Below are 17592 nucleotides of genomic sequence, written 5' to 3'. Positions count from 1 at the left end.
AGGTCGGGTGTGTAAGCGCTGTGAGGCGTTGAGCTAACCGATACTAATTGCCCGTGAGGCTTGACCATATAACACCCAAACAATTTGCGTGTTGTACGGTGAAGACGTAACGAACCGAAAGTTCGTGTGAACCGCAAAGACCTGTCACATACCCGAATCGGGATGAGCGTGTGCGCAAGCCACGAGCATCCGAAAGAATTGCTTGACGACCATAGAGCGTTGGAACCACCTGATCCCATCCCGAACTCAGCAGTGAAACGACGCATCGCCGATGGTAGTGTGGGGTTTCCCCATGTGAGAGTAGGTCATCGTCAAGCGCCTATCCCAAAGCCCCTGGTCAGCATCGCTGGCCGGGGGCTTTGCTTTTGCGCGCGGGAAAGTGGGCTGGGCAGCGTGGTCCTCTGAGCCAACCTGGGCCAGCCGTGCGCGTGGAGGCGACGGTGATCGCGGGCATGGCCCGCTCCTACGGGGTGCAATGCCCTGTGTGGCCGGGTAAGCGCTCCAGGGCTTCATTTCATCGATTATGACGGTTTGCGGAGCTGGCCCAGCTCGCGAGCAAGCTCGCTCCTACAGGAGCGGAGAGAGCCCTTCAGCGGCTCTGGCGCGCGTCTTTCGGCATTTTTCTACGTTGTCCTACCGCTCGTGCTTTTGCCTGATGGCATTTCATCCAACTGTCACATTCGCGTCATAGAGTCTTCATGCGGCCTGACGATACTGGCCCCCGTTCCATCCAACCCCATTCTCCTCAAGGAGCAAGGCATGAAACTCAAGCGTTTGATGGCGGCCCTGACCTTTGTCGCCGCGGGCGTAGGCACCGCCAGTGCGGTCGCCGCAATTGATCCGGCCCTGCCGGAATACCAAAAAGCCAGCGGTGTGTCGGGCAACCTGTCGAGCGTTGGCTCCGATACCCTGGCCAACCTGATGACCATGTGGGCCGAAGAGTACAAGCGCCTGTACCCGAACGTGAACGTGCAGATCCAGGCCGCCGGTTCCTCCACCGCGCCGCCGGCTCTGACCGAAGGTACCGCCAACCTGGGCCCGATGAGCCGCAAGATGAAGGACGTCGAGCTGCAGGCCTTCGAACAGAAGTACGGCTACAAGCCGACCGCTGTTCCGGTCGCCGTGGACGCCCTGGCGATCTTCGTGCACAAGGACAACCCCATCAAAGGCCTGACCATGCAACAGGTCGACGCCATCTTCTCCTCCACCCGCCTGTGCGGCAGCAAGTCGGAAGTGAAGACCTGGGGCGACCTGGGCCTGACCGGCGACTGGGCCAACAAACCCGTGCAGCTGTTCGGTCGTAACTCCGTGTCCGGCACCTACGGCTACTTCAAGGAAGAAGCCCTGTGCAAAGGCGACTACAAGCCGAACGTGAACGAGCAGCCGGGTTCGGCTTCCGTGGTTCAGTCGGTCAGCCAGTCCCTGAACGGCGTGGGCTACTCCGGCATCGGTTACAAGACCGCCAGCGTGAAGACCGTTGCCCTGGCCAAGAAGGAAGGCGGCGAGTTCATTGAAGACAATGAAACCAACGCCCTGAACGGCAGCTACCCGCTGTCGCGCTTCCTGTACGTCTACGTCAACAAGGCCCCGAACAAGCCGCTGAACCCGCTGGAAGCCCAGTTCCTGAAGATGGTGCTCTCCAAGACCGGCCAGCAGGTTGTCGTGAAAGACGGCTACATCCCGCTGCCGTCGAAAGTCGCCGAAAAAGCGATCAAGGACCTGGGTCTGTAATCAGCCCGCCAACCGGGCGGCCAGTGCCGCCCGGCATGGGCTGACGCCTTCCCGACCGGGCCCGCCAGCATGGCTCTGCTGGTGGGCTTTGTCGCGTCACCTCCATGTCATCTTTCTGTCACACAGAGCCGCTAGGGTGTCACTGCATGAACGACCTGGCCAACTCCCCGATGACTTCTTCTCTCCCCGAGCGGATCGATTTCAATACGCCTGCGCTGCAGCGCAAGCGCCGCATGCGTGCGCTCAAGGATCGACTCACCCGCTGGTACGTGCTGGTCGGCGGTCTCGCCGTCCTGGCTGCCATTACCCTGATTTTCTTCTACCTCGCCTACGTTGTGCTGCCGCTGTTCCGCGGCGCCACGCTGGAGGCGCGCGACCCCCTGGCTCCCGCCTGGCTGAAGACGGCGCAAGCGCCGCTGCTGCTGAGCATCGAAGAGCAGAACATGGTGGGCATGCGCGTCGCCGCGAATGGCGAGGTGGTCTTCTTCAGCGCCAAGACCGGCGACGAAGTAAGCCGCGTCGCGCTCAAGCTGCCCGCCGGCAGCAGCGTGACTTCCATCGCCGAAGACCAGCCGGGGCACCCGACCGTGGCGCTGGGCCTGTCCAATGGCCAGGCACTGGTGTTCAAGCACACCTATAAGGTCACCTACCCGGACAACCATAAAACCATCACCCCGCAGATCGACTACCCGTACGGCGAAGCCGCGATCACCCTGGATACCCAGGGCCGTCCGCTGGAGCACGTGGCGATCGTCTCGGGTGATGAAGGCTTGCTGCTGGCCGCTTCGACCGGCAGCCAGATGCTCCTGCTCAGCCTGACCAGTCAGGAAAACATGCTGACCGGCGAGACTACGCTGGAAGAGGAACGCATCGACCTGCCGCAGATCGCCGAGCCGGTGAAGGCGATCTACATGGACCCGCGCAAGCAGTGGCTCTATGTGATCAACGGCCGCGCCCAGGCCGACGTGTTCAACCTCGGCACCCACCAGCTCAACGGCCGCTACAAGCTGCTCGACGACGCCTCCGCCGAAGTGACCGCCAGCAGCCAGCTGCTGGGTGGCATCTCGCTGATGGTCGGCGACTCCAAAGGTGGCATCGGCCAGTGGTTCATGGCCCGTGGCGAAGACGGCGAACCGCGCCTGTCTCATGTGCGTGACTTCAAGCTGGGCGACCAGCCGGTGACCGAGATCGCGCCCGAACAGCGCCGCAAAGGCTTCCTGGCGCTCGACAAGCAGGGCAACCTCGGCATCTTCCACAGCACCGCGCATCGCACCCTGCTGGTGGAAAACGTCGCTCCGTCGGCCGGCCTGATGGCCCTGTCGCCGCGCGCCAACCGACTGATCCTCGAACAGGGTGGCGAGCTGCGCCGCCTCAGCCTCAGCAACCCGCACCCGGAAGTGTCCTGGAGCGCGCTGTGGGGCAAGGTCTGGTACGAGAGCTATGACAAGCCGGGCTACGTCTGGCAGTCCACCGCCGCGACCACCGACTTCGAGCCCAAGCTGAGCCTGTCGCCGCTGACCTTCGGTACGTTGAAGGCCGCGTTCTACGCGATGATCCTCGCCGCACCGCTGGCCATCGCCGCCGCCGTCTACACCGCTTATTTCATGGCTCCGGGCATGCGCCGCAAGGTCAAGCCGGTGATCGAGCTGATGGAAGCGCTGCCGACCGTGATCCTGGGCTTCTTCGCCGGCCTGTTCCTCGCGCCGTACGTCGAAGGTCACCTGCCGGGCATCTTCAGCCTGCTGCTGCTCACGCCGCTGGGCATCCTGGCTGCCGGCCTGATCTGGAGCCGGCTGCCCGAGCGCATCCGCCTGAGCCTGCCGGCCGGCTGGGAAGCGGCGATCCTGATCCCGGTGGTTCTCGCCGTGGGCGCCTTCGCCCTGTGGATGAGCCCGCACCTGGAGACCATGTTCTTCGGCGGCGACATGCGTCTGTGGATCAGCCACGACCTGGGCATCACCTACGACCAGCGCAACGCATTGGTGGTTGGCCTGGCCATGGGCTTCGCGGTCATCCCGAACATCTTCTCCATCGCCGAAGACGCCATCTTCAGCGTGCCCAAGAGCCTGACCTACGGCTCCCTGGCCCTGGGCGCCACGCCCTGGCAGACGCTGACCCGCGTAGTGATCCTGACCGCCAGCCCCGGCATCTTCTCCGCCCTGATGATCGGCCTCGGCCGTGCCGTGGGCGAGACCATGATCGTGCTGATGGCCACCGGCAACACCCCCGTCATGGACGTGAACATCTTCCAGGGCATGCGCACCCTCGCGGCGAACGTCGCGGTGGAAATGCCCGAGTCGGAGGTGGGCGGGACTCACTACCGCGTGCTGTTCCTTTCGGCACTGGTGCTGCTGTCCTTCACCTTCGTGATGAACACCCTGGCAGAGCTGATCCGTCAGCGCCTGCGCAAGAAATACGCGTCGCTCTAAGCGGCGCCCGACGAGGCTAGTTCCGTGAAACAGAAACAGGAATCCGTCAAAGCGTGGTTCGCCAGCGGTACTCCCTGGGTGTGGATGAACGCAGGGGCGGTATCCATCGCCGTGATCATGACCATCGGCCTGCTCGCCGTGATCGCCGTGCGCGGTCTCGGCCACTTCTGGCCGGCGGATGTGATCGAGGCGAGCTACACCGTCCCCGGTGAAGCGCCCAAGACCCTGATCGGTGAAGAGGTGCAGGTCGAGCAGGTACCGCGCGAGCGTCTGCGTGGCGCCGGTCTGCCGGTGCCGGACAACGGCCCGGAGTTCATGACCCGCGAGCTGCTCAAGCTGGGCAACCGTGACCTCTACGGCAGCGACTTCTCCTGGGTGATTGGCGAGTGGCTGGGCGACAAGCGTCATCCGGCCGAGCTGGTGACCCTGGAGCGCCGCGAGTGGGGCAACTTCTATGGCTACCTGCTGAACGTGAAGGAAAACGGCAAGGTGGTCGCCGAAGGTCCGGCTGCCATGGCCGAGCTGCAGACCCGCCTGAAGCGCGTCGATGAGCTCTACGCCAAGCTCTACCAGCTGGAAAAGAAGGACATCGGTGGCATCAACCACGGCCTCGAGCGCCTGCGCCTGAAAGAGCGCGGCCTGCAGCTCAACGGCAAGCTGGACGCCGCTGCCGAAGCCGATATCGCCGCCAGCCGTGCCGAGCTGAATGCCCAGTACCAGGTGCTGGAAGAGCAGCTCAATGCCCTGCACTCGGAGTTCAACCGCGACAGCATCGCCATGCGCGACGCCACCGGGAAGGAAACCGAGATCACCCTGGGCAAGCTGGTGCACGCCTACCAGCCCAACGCCATGGGTGTCGGCGCCAAACTGAGCTTCTACTTCAAGAAGCTGTGGGAATTCCTCAGCGACGACCCGCGTGAAGCCAACACCGAGGGCGGTATCTTCCCGGCGATCTTCGGCACCGTGATGATGACCCTTGTGATGGCGGTGATCGTCACCCCGTTCGGCGTGATCGCCGCGGTCTACCTGCGCGAGTACGCCCGCCAGGGCCTGCTGACCCGCATCATCCGTATCGCGGTGAACAACCTCGCGGGCGTTCCAGCGATCGTCTACGGCGTGTTCGGCCTGGGCTTCTTCGTCTACGTGCTGGGCGGCTCGATCGACCGGATGTTCTTCCCCGAAGCGCTGCCGGCCCCGACCTTCGGCACGCCGGGCCTGTTCTGGGCCTCGCTGACCCTGGCGATCCTCGCGGTACCGGTGGTGATCGTGGCCACCGAGGAAGGCTTGGCGCGTATCCCGCGGGCCACCCGCGAAGGCTCCCTGGCCCTGGGCGCGACCAAGGCCGAGACCCTGTGGAAAGTGGTCCTGCCGATGGCCAGCCCGGCGATGATGACCGGCCTGATCCTCGCCGTGGCCCGTGCCGCCGGTGAAGTGGCGCCGCTGATGCTGGTGGGCGTGGTGAAGCTGGCCCCGGCGCTGCCGGTGGACGGCAACTACCCGTACGTGCACCTGGACCAGAAGATCATGCACCTGGGTTTCCACATCTATGACGTCGGCTTCCAGAGCCCGAACGTCGAAGCCGCGCGCCCGCTGGTGTACGCCACTGCGCTGCTGCTGGTGATGGTGATCGCCCTGCTGAACTTCTCGGCCATCGCCATCCGTAACCGCCTGCGCGAAAAGTACAAGGCGCTGGAAAACTGATTCTGCAGGCGGCGGGCAAGGCCCGCCGCCAAGCCTCCAAGGGAGACTGAAGATGCAACATGAAACCGCTACCCACGGCATCGACATCGGCGCGCTCGGCCGTGGTGATCGCCAGGGCATGAACCTGGCGAGCGAAACCGTCGCCCTCGAAGTGCCTGGCCTGAGCCTGTTCTATGGCGAGAAGCAGGCGCTGTTCGACGTCAGCATGAACATCCCCAAGCAGCGCGTGACCGCCTTCATCGGCCCGTCCGGTTGCGGCAAGTCGACCCTGCTGCGCTGCTTCAACCGCATGAATGACCTGGTCGATGGCTGCAACGTGAAGGGCGAGATCCTGCTCGACGGCCACAACATCTTCGCCAAGAACGTCGATGTCGCCGAGCTGCGCCGCCGCGTCGGCATGGTGTTCCAGAAGCCCAACCCGTTCCCCAAGAGCATCTACGAGAACGTGGTGTACGGCCTGCGTATCCAGGGCATCAACAAGAAGCGCGTGCTCGACGAAGCCGTCGAGTGGGCGCTCAAGGGCGCCGCCCTGTGGGACGAAGTGAAGGACCGCCTGCACGAATCCGCCCTCGGCCTCTCCGGCGGTCAGCAGCAGCGCCTGGTCATCGCCCGCACCATCGCCGTGGAGCCGGAAGTCCTGCTGCTCGACGAACCCTGCTCGGCGCTGGACCCGATCTCCACCCTGAAGATCGAAGAGCTGATCTACGAGCTGAAATCCAAGTTCACCATCGTCATCGTCACCCACAACATGCAGCAGGCCGCGCGCGTCTCCGACTACACGGCGTTCATGTACATGGGCAAGCTGATTGAGTTCGGCGATACCGATACCCTGTTCACCAACCCGGCCAAGAAGCAGACGGAAGACTACATCACCGGTCGCTACGGCTAGTTTCGCGGCATTGCGTGCGCAGTAGAACCATTCCGGAGAACATTGAAGCCAGCGGCCCGGCGCCAGCGGCTTTCGCGGAGCGAACATGATCAACAAAGAAAGCCTCACCCACCACATCTCGCAGCAGTTCAACGCCGAGCTGGAAGATGTGCGCAGCCATCTGCTGGCCATGGGCGGCCTGGTGGAGAAGCAGGTCAACGACGCGGTCAACGCGCTGATCGATGCCGACTCGGGCCTCGCCCAGCAGGTGCGCGAGATCGACGACCAGATCAACCAGATGGAGCGCAACATCGACGAGGAGTGCCTGCGCATCCTCGCCCGCCGCCAGCCGGCCGCCTCCGACCTGCGTCTGATCATCAGCATCTCCAAGTCGGTGATCGACCTCGAGCGCATCGGCGACGAAGCCTCGAAGATCGCCCGCCGTGCCATCCAGCTGTGCGAGGAAGGCGAGTCGCCGCGCGGCTACGTCGAGGTGCGCCATATCGGCGGCCAGGTGCGCAAGATGGTGCAGGAGGCGCTGGATGCATTCGCCCGTTTCGACGCCGACCTCGCGCTGTCGGTGGCGCAGTACGACAAGACCGTCGACCGCGAGTACAAGACCGCGCTGCGCGAGCTGGTCACCTACATGATGGAAGACCCGCGCGCCATCTCCCGCGTGCTCAACGTCATCTGGGCCCTGCGTTCGCTGGAGCGCATCGGCGACCACGCCCGGAACATCGCCGAACTGGTGATCTACCTGGTGCGCGGCACCGACGTTCGCCACCTCGGCCTGACCCGCATGAAGGAAGAAGTGCAGGGCACCGCCAACGGCAACAAGCCCGAATAGGGCCTGCGCCCGCTGCACCGACGAACCCGGCCGCGCGCCGGGTTCGTCATTTTATGGCCGGTCGGTTTCGTGCCAATGGCATCTCGCCACTCGACGGGGCTATTCTTCGCCCTATCGTTCGAAGGAGCTGCCGATGGGCAAGGTCAGTGTGCTGGTGGTGGATGACGCCCCGTTCATCCGGGATCTGGTGAAGAAGGGACTGCGGGACCATTTCCCCGGCCTGCAGATCGAGGAGGCGGTGAACGGCCGAAAGGCGCAGCAGTTCCTCGCGCGCCAGGGCGTGGACCTGATCCTCTGCGACTGGGAGATGCCCGAGCTGTCGGGTATCGAGCTGCTCACCTGGTGCCGCGAGCAGGACAACCTGAAGACCACGCCCTTCATCATGGTCACCAGCCGTGGCGACAAGGACAACGTGGTGCAGGCCATCCAGGCCGGGGTCTCCGACTTCATCGGCAAGCCCTTCTCCAACGACCAGCTGGTGAGCAAGGTGAAGAAGGCGCTGTCCCGCGCCGGCAAGCTCGAAGCGCTGGCTGCCCAGGCGCCGCAGCGCAGTCTGGTCGGCTCCATGCCCAATGACTCGCTCAGCGCGCTCACCGGTGGCAAGGCCGACGTGGTGCGCCCGGCTCCCGCGCCGACGCCGCGTCCTGCCGCTGCTGCTGCTGCTGCTGCTGCGCCGGCTGCCGCTGCGCCCGCCGCGCGCGCCGCCACCAAGGGCCAGCAGGGACAGTTGCGCCTGCCGGCCGCGAGTCTGCCCTGTGTGATCAAGGCGCTGAGCCTGAAGGAAGCGCTGCTGGTGGTGAAGCGCGGCTCACCGCTGCCACAGGTGCTGGAAAGCGCCGTGCTGGACCTGGAAGAGGACAGCGACGTGGCCCGCCTCAATGGCTACCTGCACGCCGTGGCGGCGCTGGAGCCCAAGCCCGACAGCGAATGGCTGCAGCTCACCTTCCGCTTCGTCGACCGCGATCCGCAGAAGCTCGACTACCTGTCGCGCCTGATCGCCCGTGGCAGTTCCCAGAAGCACTACGTGCCCGGCGCCTGACCCTGCGCCGACCGGTGGGCGGCACTGTTTCACACGCCGACGGTCGGCCGGTCGCTCCGCAGCGGCCGCGCTGCTAGTCTTGCCGTTGTCGCCATACCTATAACCAGAGTCGACATGCTAGGGCGCAGTATCCTCCTGTGCGGTCTGCTGGCCGCATCAGGGACGGCTTCGGCCGTGACCATCTACAAGTACACCGACGCCAACGGCGTGGTCACCTACACGGACAAGGCCGTGCCGGGTGCGGCGGTGTTCGTCTTCCGCGATCGCATGGTCGAGCACCTGGAACAGCAGGTGAAACTGGAGACCAGGAAACACGCCGGCGGCGAGACGCTGCAGGTGCGCAACGACCTGTACGCGCCGGTGGAGGTGGAGCTGAGCGTGACCGCTGCGCAGAACGCCGTGGGCGCCCCCGAACGGCCGATCCGCTGGGTGTTGCCGCCGCGTAGCGCCATCCGCCTGGCGACGCTCACCCCCCGCGAGCCCGGCAAGCCCATGTCCTACAAACCCAAGCTGCGCTATGCCCTGGGCGACCCGCGCCTGCAGCCGCTGGCCTACCAGTACGCCCTGCCGTGGGTCGGCGGCCCGTTCCGCCTGACCCAGGGTGCCAATGGCCGCTACAGCCACTTTACGCCCAAGGGCCGCTACGCCATGGATATCGCCATGCCGGTGGGTACGCCCATCGTCGCGGCCCGTGGCGGCATGGTGGTGAAGATCGAGAATGGCCAGGACGGGCGCGGCAAGAATCCGTCCGGCAACTTCGTGCGCATCCTGCATGACGACGGCACCATGGGGGTGTATCTGCACCTGATGCGCGGCTCGGTGCTGGTCCATGAGGGGCAGCGCGTCGCCACCGGCACCTCCCTGGCGCGCTCGGGCAACACCGGCAACAGCAGCGGCCCACACCTGCACTTCGTGGTGCAGCGCAACGTCGGCCTGGACCTGGTATCGATTCCCTACGACTTCGCCCAGCCGGTGGATACGTTGCCCAACTTCGCGGTGGTCAGGGAGCATTGATTCCATCCGCTTCGCCGTGACGTACAACGCTGGTCTGTAGGAGCGCGCCATGCGCGCGATCGCGGGCATGGCCCGCTCCTACAATTGAACAACGGCGTCAGCCCCCAGCACTACACAATAAAAAAGGCTGCCCGAGGGCAGCCTTTTTCGTGAGCGGACGATCAGTCCAGCTTCACCACCTTGGCAAGGACGATCTTCGGGCCCTTCATCTTCTTCACGATGATGCGCAGGCCTTCGGTATCCAGCACTTCCTCTTCTTCCGGCACCCGTTTCAAGGTGTCGTAGACCAGGCCGGCGAGGGTGTCGGCCTCGACGTGGTCGAGGTCCAGGCCCAGCAGGCGCTCCAGCTTGAACAGCGGGGTGTCGCCACGCACCAGCAGCTTGCCGGGCTGGTAGGCGACGATGCCGCGCTCGGCCTTGCGGTGTTCGTCCTGGATATCGCCCACCAGTACTTCCAGCACGTCTTCCATGGTCAGGTAGCCGATTACCTTGTGGTCGGCTTCCTCCACCAGAGCGAAGTGCGAGCCGCCCTGGCGGAACTGCTCCAGCAGGCGCGCCAGCGGCATGTGCTTGGTGACCATTTCCAGCGGGTGGGTCAGCTCGTCGAGGTCGAAGGACTCCGGCAGGCTCTCCAGCGTAGTCAGGGCCAGCAGCAGGTCCTTGATGTGCAACAGGCCGATGAACTCGCCCTTGCCGCTGTCGTACACCGGGTAGCGGCTGTACTTGTGGCGGCGGATGGTGGCGAGGATGTCGTCCAGCGGCGCGTTGCGCTCCAGATAGACCAGGTCCTCGCGGGAGTTGGCCCAGTCCACCACTTCCAGTTCGCCCAGTTCCACCGCCGAGGCCAGTACGCGCATGCCCTGGTCGCTGGGGTCGTGGGCACGGCTGGAGTGCAGGATCAGCTTCAGCTCGTCGCGGCTGTAGTGGTGCTCGTGGTGCGGACCCGGTTCACCCTGGCCGGCAATCTTCAGGATGGTGTTGGCGCTGGCGTTGAGCAGCCAAATCGCCGGGTACATCAGCCAGTAGAACAGGTACAGCGGCACCGCCGTCCACAGCGACAGCAGTTCGGGTTTGCGGATCGCCCAGGACTTGGGCGCGAGCTCGCCGACCACGATGTGCAGATAGGAGATGATGAAGAACGCGGTGAAGAACGACACGCCGCGAATCACTTCTTCGGAGTGCACGCCGACCATGGCCAGCAGCGGTTCGAGCAGTTCGGCGAAGGCCGGCTCGCCGACCCAGCCCAGGCCCAGGGAGGCCAGGGTGATGCCGAGCTGGCAGGCGGAGAGGTAGGCGTCGAGCTGGTTGTGCACCTTGCGCAGGATAGTGCCGCGCCAGCCGTGCTGCTTGGCGATGGTCTCCACGCGGGTGGAGCGCAGCTTGACCATGGCGAACTCGGCAGCCACGAAGAAACCGTTGAGCACGACGAGGAAGAGAGCGAAGAGAATCAGGCCGAAATCGGCGAAGTAGGTCAGGAAGTTGCTACTAGGGGAAGGGTCCATGGTTCTGTTGGATAAGGAATGGACGGACAAGAATGCGGTTCACGGACGCCACTGGCAAGCCCGCTGATTGCAAACTCATGTGTACGAGCGCCGTCAGGTGCGGTGCTCGACCTGTTGCGGCGGGAAGTGGCAGGTGAAGCTGCTGCCCTTGCCCGGCACGCTGCTGATGTCCAGGGTGCCGCGATGGCGCAGCAGCACGTGCTTGACGATGGCCAGCCCCAGGCCAGTGCCGCCGGTACTGGCGTTGCGGCTGGAGTCGACGCGGTAGAAGCGTTCGGTGAGGCGCGGCAGGTGCTTGGGATCGATGCCGATGCCGCTGTCCTGCACCGCCAGGTGCGCGCCCTGCTCGTCGGCCCACCAGCGAATGCGGATCTCGCCTTCGTCGGGGGTGTATTTCACGGCGTTGAACACCAGGTTGGAGAAGGCGCTGCGAATCTCGGCCTCGCTGCCCTTGAGCTTGACCCTGGCGTCCGCCTCCAGGCTGATACGGTGATTGCGCGAGCCGGAGAGGGCCTGGGCATCGTTGCGGATGGACAGCAGCAGCAGGTCGATCGCCACCGGTTTGTTGTCGCCCGGATAGTCCGTGGCTTCCAGCTTGGCCAGCAGCAGCAGGTCGTTGAGCAGGTTCTGCATGCGCCCGGCCTGCTGCTGCATCTGCTGCAGTGCGCGGGTCCAGCGTGGATTGACGTCCTCGACGTTGTCCAGCAGCGTCTCCAGGTAGCCGGCGATCACCGTCAGCGGGGTGCGCAGCTCGTGGGAGACGTTGGCAACGAAGTCCTTGCGCATCTGTTCCAGCTGATGGACGCGGGTCACGTCGCGCACCAGCATCAGGTGCTCGCCGGCGCCGTAGAGGGTGATGTGGAACTGCAGGCGCAGGTTGTCGTTGATCGGCGACGTCAGCTCCAGCGGTTCGCGGTAGTCCTCGTGGGCGAAGTACTCCTTGAAGCGCGGGTGGCGAACCAGGTTGGTCACCGGCTGGCCGCCGTCCTGCGGGCTTTTCAGGCCCAGCAGGCGTTCGGCGGACTGGTTCCACCATTCCAGGTTGCCGTCGCGGTCGAGCAGGATCATGCCGTCGCGCAGGGCGGCGGTGGATTCCTGCATGCGGTCGATCACCGCCTGCAGCCGGCCGCGGGCCTTCTGATTGCGTCGCTGCAGGTGATAGATGCTGTCGAACACCTCGCCCCACAGGCCGTAGCCGTCGGGCGGGGCTTCATCGCTCTCGTGGGTCTTCAGCCACTGGTACAGACGCAGCAGCTGCCAGAGGGTCCAGCCGAGGTAGGCGGCCAGGGCAGCCGCGAGGGCCCAGCCCCACTGCCCGGAGATCAGCCCGACCAGCAATCCGCCGGCGGCGACTAACAGCAGGTGGCGAATCAGCACGCCACGCCAGTTCTGGGTCACGACATTCCGTTCCTTGTACCCGCTGGGCTAGAGCAGCCCGATCAACTCTTGGTCGAGAAACGATAGCCGGTGCCGCGCACGGTCTGAACCAGATTTTCATAGACCTCGCCGAGCGCCTTGCGCAGGCGGCGGATGTGCACGTCGACGGTACGTTCTTCCACGTAGACGTTGCCGCCCCAGACCTGGTCCAGCAGCTGGCCACGGGTGTAGGCGCGCTCCTGGTGAGTCATGAAGAACTGCAGCAGGCGGTATTCGGTGGGGCCCATCTCGGCCGGCTTGCCGTCGATGGTCACGCGGTGGCTGATCGGGTCGAGCATCAGGCCGCCGACTTCGATCGGCGTCTCGCTGTCGCCGGCACCGGTGCGGCGCAGCACGGCCTTCAGGCGGGCCACCAGTTCGCGCGGCGAAAAGGGCTTGGTGATGTAATCGTCGGCACCGACTTCCAGGCCCTGGATCTTGTTGTCCTCTTCACCCTTGGCGGTGAGCATGATGATCGGGATGGCCGAGGTCAGCTCGTCGCGCTTCAGGCGGCGGGCCAGTTCGATGCCGGAGGTGCCCGGCAGCATCCAGTCGAGCAGGATCAGGTCCGGCTTGCGGTCGACGATCACCGCATGGGCCTGCTGGGCGCTGTCGGCCTCGATGCATTCGTAGCCGGCCATCTCCAGGGCCACGGCGATCATTTCCCGGATCGGAGCTTCGTCATCGACGATGAGGATTGTCTTGCCAACCATGCTGGTGCCTCAGGAATTTTCGTATTGCGCCGCATTAGATAACGGAAATATTTCAGGGATGTGACATGGGGATGTTAGCGGAGCCCTGCCGTAGAGCGCTCGTCTATGCTGAATCAGCCACCGTGCATTTCACGTGCGGTTGGCGATGCGGCTGGCGCTGGCACGCCGGCAGGCTGCAATGACGGCTGCGAGTGCATAGTCGGCTTGGCCTTGCAGGAACACCCGCGCCGTTCCACCTCACCAGAGGAGACACGCGATGAAGAGGTTTCTACCGGCCCTGGCCATTGGGCTGGCGCTCCCGGCGATGACCGCGCTGGCGGCCGAACCGGCGATGGAGAAGAACGGCATGCTGGTCGATGCCAAGGGCATGACGCTGTACACCTTCGACAAGGACAGCGGCGGCAAGTCGATGTGCAACGGCGGCTGTGCGCAGAACTGGCCGCCACTGATGGCCGCGGCGGGTGCCAAGGCCATGGAGGACTGGACGCTGGTCAAGCGTGATGACGGCAGCATGCAATGGGCCTACTACGGCAAGCCGCTGTACACCTTCGTGCAGGACCAGAAACCGGGTGACATGACCGGAGACGGCAAGATGGGCGCCTGGCACGTGGCCAAGCCGCAGTAGCTCCGTGCTTGCAGGTAGAAGGCTCTTGTAGGAGCGAGCTTGCTCGCGAATGCCCCGCAGCGGGGCGAGGGTTCGCGAGCAAGCTCGCTCCTACAAAGTCAGCGCAACGCGTAATCCAGCACCGTACCGAGGAAGATCGCCAGCCCCGCCCAGTGGTTGTGCAGGAAGGCCTTGAAGCACTTCATCGGCTCGCGATCGCGGGTGGAATGGAACTGCCAGGCGAAGCAGCCTGCCGCAACGGCCAGGCCCAGGTAGTAGTACAGGTACATGTCCAGCTTGTTGCCGGCGAGGATCAGCAGCAGGAGCATCAGGCCCTGCAGGGTCAGGTTGATCGCCCGGTCGGCATCGCCGAAGAGGATCGCCGTGGACTTCATGCCCATCTTCAGGTCGTCCTCGCGATCGGTCATCGCGTAGTAGGTGTCGTAGGCGACTGTCCACAGCACATTGGCGAAGAACAGCAGCCAGGCCGCCGCCGGCAGGGTTTCGCTCGCCGCGGTGAAGGCCATCGGGATGCCCCAGGAGAAGGCCGCGCCCAGCACCACCTGCGGGTAGTAGGTGTAGCGCTTCATGAAGGGGTAGAGCGCCGCGATGGCTGCGCCGCCGAAGGACAGCCAGATGGTCTGTGCGTTGGTGCACAGGACCAGCAGGAAGCTCAGCCCCAGCAGCACGAAGAAGGTGATCCAGGCCTCGCGCACGGTGATCTTGCCGGTGGCCAGCGGGCGCGCTTTGGTGCGCTCGACGTGGCCGTCCAGTTTGCGGTCGGCGAAGTCGTTGATCACGCAGCCGGCGGCACGCATCAGCACGGTGCCGACGACGAAGATCACCAGGTTCTTCACGCTGGGTACGCCACCGCTGGCCATCCACAGCGCCCACAGCGTGGGCCACAGCAGCAGGTAGATGCCGATCGGCTTGTCCATGCGCGTCAGCTGGAGGAAGTCCCAGGCGCGGGGATGCAGGCGGGCGAGGGGTTTGATCAGGGCGACGAACATGGCGGCCTCCGGAAACGATCCGGGGATTATACGGACTGTTCTTCCAGCCGGTGCCAGAGCGTGGGCAGGAATACTTCGGCGACCAGCACGCCGAGGCCATCGCGGCTGAACAGCGAGCGGCGCCCCCAGGGGCGCTCGACGCGCACGTCGGCGGGCAGGCAGGCGGCCGGGTAACGGCATACTTCGATGGGGCCGCGCTGGAAGGCGCGGTCGCTGAACAGCAACTCGCCCAGGGAACGGCTGCCGAGCAGGCGCAGATCGAAGCCGGAACCTTCCAGCGCATGGCGCGCGGCGACGCTGCGGGCGAACACCCAGGGCTGGCCGTGGCCCTTCAGGTACACCTCGCGGACCCAGCCCAGGCTGCCATCGGGGACGCCCAGGGCGGCGCACTCGTCGGTGCGCATCCGGTGCCAGCCCTCGGCCAGCGGCTGTACGGCGAACCCCCCGTCGGAGAGTGCGGTCAGCCGGCGCGTCAGCGAGCCCTCGTCGAACAGCCAGTCCAGGATCAGGGCGGAAGGCGCGGGATGCAACTGGGCGGCGGTGAGCCAGCGGGGCGGGTGGGTCAGGGCTGCGTCGGGCACGGTGATGACTGCGGATGGCCAGGGACGCGGCAGCTTAACATGGCGGCTTTGCGCGGCCGATTGCGTTCTCCGCAAGACAGCGTTACGCCATACCCCACCAAAGGTTTGGCCGGTCGGTCGGTACTTGCGCGCCGATCTCATCGCCAGTACAAAGCGGGGCATTGGATGCACTGACGTCCAAGCGACAAGAACACGAGGGTGATAGCCGATGAAGAAGTGGCAGTGTGTGGTGTGTGGCCTGATCTATGACGAAACCAAAGGGTGGCCGGAAGAAGGCATCGCTGCCGGAACCCGCTGGGAAGACGTGCCGGAAGACTGGCTGTGCCCGGACTGCGGCGTCGGCAAGCTGGATTTCGAGATGATCGAAATCGGCTGATCCCGCCCGGTTCACCCGCGACGGCGGCCTTCGGGCCGCCGTCGGCGTTTGTGGCCCGGCAAGGCCGTGTTTGACGGCGTAGACTGGAAAACGCCGGGGTTGGCCCTGCTGACGAAGCCCGGCGGCGCGCGCGCCGTTGGCCGGTGCGCACAAATCCGTTAGCTTCACCAGGCGATCGCAGGAGGGCTTGGCCGATGCGCAAATGGCAATGCGTGATCTGTGGCTTCATCTATGACGAGGCGCTGGGGCTGCCGGACGAGGGCATCCCGCCGGGTACCCGCTGGGAAGACATCCCCGCCGACTGGGTGTGCCCCGACTGCGGCACGGGCAAGATCGATTTCGAGATGATCGCAATTTCTTGATCGTTCCCCGACCGAATGAGTTTCACGCGACGGCCCGATGGCCGCCGTGCCGTCTTTACGAAGTGGCGTCTTTTTGAGGTGGAGAGAGCAATGAGCGACAACGCACCGCTGGTGATCATCGGGACAGGCCTGGCCGGCTACAACCTGGCGCGCGAGTGGCGCAAGCTCGACAGCGAGACGCCGCTGCTGCTGATCACCGCCGACGACGGCCGCTCCTATTCCAAGCCGATGCTCTCCACCGGCTTCTCCAAGGACAAGGACGCCGACGGCCTGGCCATGGCCGAACCGGGTGCCATGGCCGACCAGCTCAAGGCGCGCATCCTCACCCACACTCGCGTCACCGGTATCGATCCGGGCCACCGGCGCCTGTGGATCGGCGAAGAGGAAATCCACTACCGCGACCTGGTGCTGGCCTGGGGCGCGGATACCATTCGCGTGCCGGTGGAAGGCGACGCCCAGGACCTGATCTTCCCGATCAACGACCTGGAAGACTACGCCCGCTTCCGCAGCGCGGCGGCCGGCAAGCGCCGCGTGCTGCTGCTGGGGGCCGGACTGATCGGTTGCGAGTTCGCCAATGACCTCTCCAGTGGCGGTTACCAGCTCGACGTAGTGGCGCCCTGCGAGCAGGTCATGCCCGGCCTGCTCCACCCGGCCGCGGCGCAGGCCGTGCAGCGGGGGCTGGAAGGCCTCGGCGTACGCTTCCACTTAGGCCCGGTGCTGAACCGCCTGGTGCGCGCCGGCGAGGCGCTGGAAGCGCACCTGTCCGACGGCAGCGTGATCGCCTGCGATCTGGTGGTTTCCGCCGTGGGCCTGCGCCCGCGCATCGACCTGGCCGCCGCGGCGGGGCTGGACGTCAATCGTGGCGTGATGGTCGACCGCGAGCTGCGCACCTCCCACGCCAACATCTACGCCCTGGGCGATTGCGCCGAAGTCGATGGCCTGAACCTGCTCTACGTGATGCCGCTGATGTCCTGTGCGCGTGCGCTGGCGCAGACCCTGGCAGGCAATCCGACCCGCGTGGCCTACGGCCCGATGCCGGTCACCGTGAAGACGCCGGTGTGCCCGCTGGTGGTCTCGCCGCCGCCCCGTGGCAGCGAGGGAGAATGGCGGGTGGAAGGCTCTGGCGCGGACCTCAAGGTGCTGTACCGGGATACCGCCGGTCGATTGCTCGGTTACGCGCTCACCGGCGCGGCCGTTGGCGAAAAGCTCTCGCTTAACAAGGAGTTGCCGGCCCTGCTGGCGTAAAAGCCCTCTGGGGTGACGGTTTTACTGTGGGAATGTGCTCTTAAATTGTCGGACGATACTGGCGCGCCCGCCTGCGGCGTGCCATTCTCCCCCCGTCTGCCGCAGCCTAGAGCCTGTACGGCAAGCCTGCGGTGCCTTGGGCGCTGTTGGGAAG

16 protein-coding genes and 1 rRNA gene are annotated in these 17592 nt (G+C 65.2%); 12 read left to right on the top strand and 5 right to left on the bottom strand.

Annotated elements, in window-relative coordinates:
* Positions 1-201: 201 nt before the first annotated feature.
* The 8 genes from rrf to J5M67_RS18520 all read left to right on the top strand — a co-directional run bounded on the left by rrf (position 202) and on the right by J5M67_RS18520 (position 9629).
* Positions 202-317: ribosomal RNA gene (rrf, locus tag J5M67_RS18555) — 5S ribosomal RNA — on the top strand.
* Between the two features lie 442 nt (positions 318-759).
* On the top strand, positions 760-1731 hold the full coding sequence (pstS, locus tag J5M67_RS18550; RefSeq protein WP_207886794.1) for a phosphate ABC transporter substrate-binding protein PstS: 972 nt from the start codon (positions 760-762) through the stop codon (positions 1729-1731).
* A 395-nt stretch (positions 1732-2126) separates the two neighbouring features.
* On the top strand, positions 2127-4160 hold the full coding sequence (locus tag J5M67_RS18545) for an ABC transporter permease subunit (protein ID WP_207886801.1): 2034 nt from the start codon (positions 2127-2129) through the stop codon (positions 4158-4160).
* 24 nt (positions 4161-4184) lie between these two features.
* Entirely contained in the window at positions 4185-5861 is a 1677-nt protein-coding gene (pstA, locus tag J5M67_RS18540; protein WP_207886793.1) for a phosphate ABC transporter permease PstA, read from the top strand.
* 52 nt (positions 5862-5913) lie between these two features.
* Positions 5914-6750 carry a phosphate ABC transporter ATP-binding protein PstB gene (gene pstB, locus J5M67_RS18535; protein WP_207886792.1) on the top strand — a complete coding sequence of 279 codons (837 nt, stop codon included), beginning with the start codon at positions 5914-5916 and terminating at the stop codon, positions 6748-6750.
* Positions 6751-6835: 85 nt separating this feature from the next.
* The gene (gene phoU / locus J5M67_RS18530; protein ID WP_207886791.1) at positions 6836-7576 is read left to right on the top strand and encodes a phosphate signaling complex protein PhoU; all 741 of its coding nucleotides are present in this window, start codon (positions 6836-6838) and stop codon (positions 7574-7576) included.
* Between the two features lie 133 nt (positions 7577-7709).
* Positions 7710-8615 (top strand): response regulator, encoded by a 906-nt coding sequence (locus J5M67_RS18525; RefSeq protein WP_207886790.1) that lies wholly within the window; start codon positions 7710-7712, stop codon positions 8613-8615.
* A 114-nt stretch (positions 8616-8729) separates the two neighbouring features.
* On the top strand, positions 8730-9629 hold the full coding sequence (locus tag J5M67_RS18520) for a peptidoglycan DD-metalloendopeptidase family protein (protein WP_207886789.1): 900 nt from the start codon (positions 8730-8732) through the stop codon (positions 9627-9629).
* 161 nt (positions 9630-9790) lie between these two features.
* Here J5M67_RS18520 and J5M67_RS18515 read toward each other — a convergent pair whose 3' ends face one another.
* The 3 genes from J5M67_RS18515 to phoB form a co-directional block, all read right to left on the bottom strand.
* Positions 9791-11131, bottom strand: coding sequence for a hemolysin family protein (locus J5M67_RS18515; RefSeq protein ID WP_207886788.1), 1341 nt, complete (start codon positions 11129-11131; stop codon positions 9791-9793).
* A gap of 93 nt (positions 11132-11224) precedes the next feature.
* Positions 11225-12529, bottom strand: a complete 1305-nt coding sequence (phoR, locus tag J5M67_RS18510; RefSeq protein WP_207886787.1) for a phosphate regulon sensor histidine kinase PhoR — start codon at positions 12527-12529, stop codon at positions 11225-11227.
* 41 nt (positions 12530-12570) lie between these two features.
* Complete coding sequence (phoB, locus tag J5M67_RS18505) at positions 12571-13260, bottom strand: phosphate regulon transcriptional regulator PhoB (protein ID WP_207886786.1); 690 nt, start codon at positions 13258-13260, stop codon at positions 12571-12573.
* Between the two features lie 256 nt (positions 13261-13516).
* On the opposite strand from phoB, the gene J5M67_RS18500 reads away from it, so the two are divergent.
* Positions 13517-13885, top strand: a complete 369-nt coding sequence (locus J5M67_RS18500) for a hypothetical protein (protein ID WP_207886785.1) — start codon at positions 13517-13519, stop codon at positions 13883-13885.
* 98 nt (positions 13886-13983) lie between these two features.
* On the opposite strand, the gene ubiA is transcribed toward J5M67_RS18500, so the two are convergent.
* A complete protein-coding gene (gene ubiA / locus J5M67_RS18495) occupies positions 13984-14874 on the bottom strand; it encodes a 4-hydroxybenzoate octaprenyltransferase (RefSeq protein WP_207886784.1) in 891 nt (296 codons plus the stop codon).
* Positions 14875-14900: 26 nt separating this feature from the next.
* On the bottom strand, positions 14901-15455 hold the full coding sequence (locus tag J5M67_RS18490) for a chorismate lyase (protein WP_207886783.1): 555 nt from the start codon (positions 15453-15455) through the stop codon (positions 14901-14903).
* Positions 15456-15663: 208 nt separating this feature from the next.
* On the opposite strand from J5M67_RS18490, the gene J5M67_RS18485 reads away from it, so the two are divergent.
* The 3 genes from J5M67_RS18485 to J5M67_RS18475 all read left to right on the top strand — a co-directional run bounded on the left by J5M67_RS18485 (position 15664) and on the right by J5M67_RS18475 (position 17438).
* Positions 15664-15831 (top strand): rubredoxin, encoded by a 168-nt coding sequence (locus tag J5M67_RS18485; RefSeq protein WP_015479573.1) that lies wholly within the window; start codon positions 15664-15666, stop codon positions 15829-15831.
* 194 nt (positions 15832-16025) lie between these two features.
* Positions 16026-16193, top strand: coding sequence for a rubredoxin (locus J5M67_RS18480; RefSeq protein ID WP_152227373.1), 168 nt, complete (start codon positions 16026-16028; stop codon positions 16191-16193).
* Between the two features lie 90 nt (positions 16194-16283).
* Positions 16284-17438 carry an NAD(P)/FAD-dependent oxidoreductase gene (locus J5M67_RS18475; RefSeq protein ID WP_207886782.1) on the top strand — a complete coding sequence of 385 codons (1155 nt, stop codon included), beginning with the start codon at positions 16284-16286 and terminating at the stop codon, positions 17436-17438.
* Positions 17439-17592 lie beyond the last annotated feature (154 nt).

It is taken from the genome of Pseudomonas sp. 30_B, from assembly GCF_017491605.1.
Taxonomy (GTDB): domain Bacteria; phylum Pseudomonadota; class Gammaproteobacteria; order Pseudomonadales; family Pseudomonadaceae; genus Pseudomonas.
Note: the sequence above shows the minus strand (reverse complement) of the source record. Positions and strands in the feature narration are given on the sequence as shown.

Coding starts and splice junctions, on each gene's coding strand:
- J5M67_RS18485 (WP_015479573.1), top strand. CDS start 15,664: ATGAAGAAGTGGCAGTGTGTGGTGTGTGGCCTGATCTATGACGAAACC.
- phoB (WP_207886786.1), bottom strand. CDS start 13,260: ATGGTTGGCAAGACAATCCTCATCGTCGATGACGAAGCTCCGATCCGG.
- J5M67_RS18520 (WP_207886789.1), top strand. CDS start 8,730: ATGCTAGGGCGCAGTATCCTCCTGTGCGGTCTGCTGGCCGCATCAGGG.
- J5M67_RS18525 (WP_207886790.1), top strand. CDS start 7,710: ATGGGCAAGGTCAGTGTGCTGGTGGTGGATGACGCCCCGTTCATCCGG.
- pstS (WP_207886794.1), top strand. CDS start 760: ATGAAACTCAAGCGTTTGATGGCGGCCCTGACCTTTGTCGCCGCGGGC.
- pstB (WP_207886792.1), top strand. CDS start 5,914: ATGCAACATGAAACCGCTACCCACGGCATCGACATCGGCGCGCTCGGC.
- J5M67_RS18515 (WP_207886788.1), bottom strand. CDS start 11,131: ATGGACCCTTCCCCTAGTAGCAACTTCCTGACCTACTTCGCCGATTTC.
- J5M67_RS18475 (WP_207886782.1), top strand. CDS start 16,284: ATGAGCGACAACGCACCGCTGGTGATCATCGGGACAGGCCTGGCCGGC.
- J5M67_RS18480 (WP_152227373.1), top strand. CDS start 16,026: ATGCGCAAATGGCAATGCGTGATCTGTGGCTTCATCTATGACGAGGCG.
- ubiA (WP_207886784.1), bottom strand. CDS start 14,874: ATGTTCGTCGCCCTGATCAAACCCCTCGCCCGCCTGCATCCCCGCGCC.
- J5M67_RS18500 (WP_207886785.1), top strand. CDS start 13,517: ATGAAGAGGTTTCTACCGGCCCTGGCCATTGGGCTGGCGCTCCCGGCG.
- phoU (WP_207886791.1), top strand. CDS start 6,836: ATGATCAACAAAGAAAGCCTCACCCACCACATCTCGCAGCAGTTCAAC.